This is a genomic window from Polaromonas sp. P1_G2 (genome assembly GCF_056405515.1).
Map to the genome: position 1 here is coordinate 1 of NZ_JBFUBY010000438.1, position 3,393 is coordinate 3,393.

Sequence of the window (3,393 nt, forward strand, 5' to 3'; positions counted from 1 at the left end):
GTCCTCGCCGTCGCCGGTGTTGAAGGCGATGACGTCCGCTCCTGCTCCATTGATGAGGTAGTCGTTGCCGGCGCCGCCCATCAGGAAGTCGCCCCCATCGAAGCTCTGCAGAGCGTCGTTACCAGCTCCACCGTTGAAGAGGTTGTTGTCTCCAAAGTCGTAGAGGTTGTCGTCACCCTCGCCGCCTTCGAGCACGTCCGCGCCGCCTCCGCCGTAGAGGTTGTCATCGCCGCCGAAGCCTCGCATCAGGTCATTGCCTTCGCTGTCGTAGACGCCTTCGTCGCCTTGTGTACCGGAGTATGTAGTCAAGCTGTCGATCATTGCAGCGTCCCACACCGTGCCGTCATGGAACTCGACACGCTCAATTTTGTAGGCATCGTCGTAGAACCAGTTGATGATTTGCGCCCGATCGTCCGTACCCTTGATGCTCAACGACAGGAAGCCGTTCAGATCCCGCGAGACGATGATGTCTTCAACGGCCACGGTGCTGTCAAAGCGGATGGTGTCGAGGCTGCCAATGGTCGCGTCGTTATCTTCAATGAAGTCCTGGCCAGAGCCTCGGCCCAGCAGATACACGTCGTTGCCGGTGCCGCCATTCAGATAATCTCTTCCCGCGCCGCCATCCAGCGTATCGTTGCCGCCGGCACCACACAACTGGTCATRCGCTCCGCCCAGGCCATTGAGCGCATCGTCACCCTCGGTGCCGTAGATATCATCATCGCCTTCCGTTGCCTCAGCCATGACGATCAGGCTCTGGAGAATGGCGGGTGTCCACACCGTGCCGTCATCGAACTCAATCCGTTCAATCCTGCCATCGTCATAAAGTGGATCACTTCCCATAAACCAGTCGCCGATGCTGATCCTGTCGCTGGTGGCGTTGATGTACAGGTACAGATTGCTGTAACCCCGCATGACCGTGATGTCGCTTACTTCGACCGTGCTGTCAAAGCGGATAGTGTCGAGGTTGCCAATGGTCGCGTCGTTATCTTCAATGAAGTCCCGGCCGAAGCCCCGGCCCAGCAGGTACACGTCGTTGCCGGTTCCGCCATTCAGATAATCGTTGCCGGCCCCACCATTCAAGACGTCATCGCCGCTGCTGCCATAAACCTCGTCGTCACCACCCAAGGCGTTGAGCGTGTCGGCTCCACTGGTGCCATACAAAACATCACTCTCTTCAGACGCCGGCACAGCCGCAATCAGGCTTTCCAGCATGGCTGGATTCCATCCAAGACCGTCGCACCGAAGCGGATGGTGTCGGTATTGCCTGCAGCTGCGTCGCTGTCGATGATCAGGTCCTGACCATCTCCGCGCGTGAACAGGTACACATCGTCGCCCTCACCGCCAAAGAGCATGTCGTTGCCCCCCAGTCCTTGCAACACATCACGGCCGCTGGTCCCTTCCAGATACTCGTCGTACYCACTGCCCACCAGAATAAACACAGCCGCCGCCTCCAGGGCTTCGGCGAGCCAAGCCGTGCCATCGGCAAACTCAACCCKTTCGATCCTGCTTGCGTCGTCCACAAACCAGTTGGCCACGGTGATCCGGTCACTGGTTCCCTCAATACCCAGATAGAGATTGAAGTAATCACGCGTCACCCGAATATCGCCGGCCAAGACCGTCGCACCGAAACGGATGATGTCGGTATTGCCTGCAGCCGCGTCGCTGTCATAAATCACGTCCTGACCATCGCCCCGCGTGAACAGGTACACATCGTCGCCTTCACGGCCAAGGAGCGTGTCGTTGCCACCCAGGCCTTGCAAGGTATCACTGCCGCTGGTCCCCTCCAGATAATCGTCGTACTCACTTCCCATCAGAAAAAACTCAGCCGCCGCCTCCAGGGCTTCGGCGAGCCAGACCGTGCCATCGGCGAACTCAACCCGCTCGATCCTGCTCGCGATATCTCCAAACCAGTTGCTTAACGTAATTCGGTCGCTGGTTCCGTCAATGCTCAGATAAAGACTGAAATCGTCGCGGGTGACCCTGATGTCGCCGGCCAAGACCGTCGCATCGAAACGGATGGCGTCGGTGTTGCCTGCAGCCGCGTCGCTGTCATAAATCACGTCCTGACCATCGCCTCGCGCGAACAGGTACACATCGTTGCCAGTGCCACCGTTCAGCGTGTCATCGCCACCCAAACCAATCAAGACATCTTCGCCGCCCAAGCCTAGCAGCCAGTCGTCGCCTTCGCCGCCTACCAGCTCTTCGCCGCCCTCCGTGCCAATCAGAGCTACGGGCAACCTAGCCTCCACGTCGGCCCGGCTCCAGAACGTGCCGTCATAAAACTGAACCTGCTCAATGGTGTTGGCGCCGGGGACAAACCAGTTGGTGATCTCGATGCGGTTTGTGGTGCCGTCTATGCTGAGATAGAGGTTAAATTCATCGCGGCTTACTTTGACGTCCTCGACCGCAACGGTCCAGTCAAAATTCACAATATCTTTGTCTTCAGCACTCGTGCCGGTGTCATTGATCGTGTCGATGCCACCACCTCGCCTGAATGTATAGATATCACCTCCTGACCCGCCATCAAGCGTGTCATTGCCGGCGCCGCCGTGCAGATAATCGACCCCCTCCATTCCATAGAGTGTGTCGTTGCCGTTGCCTCCATCAAGGTAGTCGACTCCCGCTCCGCCGTCGAGGGTGTCGTTACCGCCGTTGCCGTAGATGTAGTCGTTACCACCCAGCCCGCTTAGCACTTCGGCGCCTTCTGTGCCGTACAGAACATCGTAGTCTTCAGTACCGAGCGCTACGGTGATTAGGCTTTCCAGCATGGCCGCATCCCATACCGTGCCGTCAGAAAATTCAAGCTGTTTCGCTTTGAATTCATCGCCGTTGAACCAGTTGTTCAAGCTGATGCGATCGGTCGTGCCATCGATGGCCAGGTACAGGTTGTAGTCATCGCGGGTGACCCGGATGTCTTCGGTAGCAACGGTGGCGTCAAGGCGAATGGTGTCGAGATCGCCCTCTTCATGGTTGTAGTCGTCAATCTCATCATGCCTCGCGCCACGGCCGAACAGATACACATCACTGCCCGCACCGCCATTCAGATAGTCGTTGCCGGCCCCACCATTCAAGACGTCATCGCCACCGCTTCCATAAAGCTCGTCGTCGCCCTCCATGCCTTGCAAGATGTCATTGCCGCTGGCCCCCTGCAGGTAGTCGTCTTCTTCACTGCCAATGAGTGCGAGCCCGGCCATGGCCTCCAGGTCTGCGGTATTCCACACCGTGCCGTCGGCGAATTCAACGCGCTCAAGCTTATACGCGTCGCCATCAAACCAGTTGGCCAGGGTGATCCGGTCGCTGGTTCCGTCTATCGCCAGGTAGAGACTGGAACCGTCACGTATGACCGCTATGTCGCCGGCCGAAACCGTGGGGCCAAAACGAAGGGTGTCAGTG

The 3,393-nt window shown here is 58.2% G+C and carries 2 protein-coding genes; both read right to left on the reverse strand.

Annotated features, from left to right (window positions below; all coding sequences use genetic code 11):
* Positions 1 to 1,212: calcium-binding protein (locus AC1D0P_RS24860; RefSeq protein WP_477679177.1), on the reverse strand; the 1,212-nt coding region annotated here is incomplete at its 3' end.
* The coding region (locus tag AC1D0P_RS24865) for a calcium-binding protein (RefSeq protein WP_477679178.1) at positions 1,197 to 3,393 on the reverse strand (2,197 nt) is incomplete at its 5' end. The genes AC1D0P_RS24860 and AC1D0P_RS24865, both read right to left, overlap by 16 nt.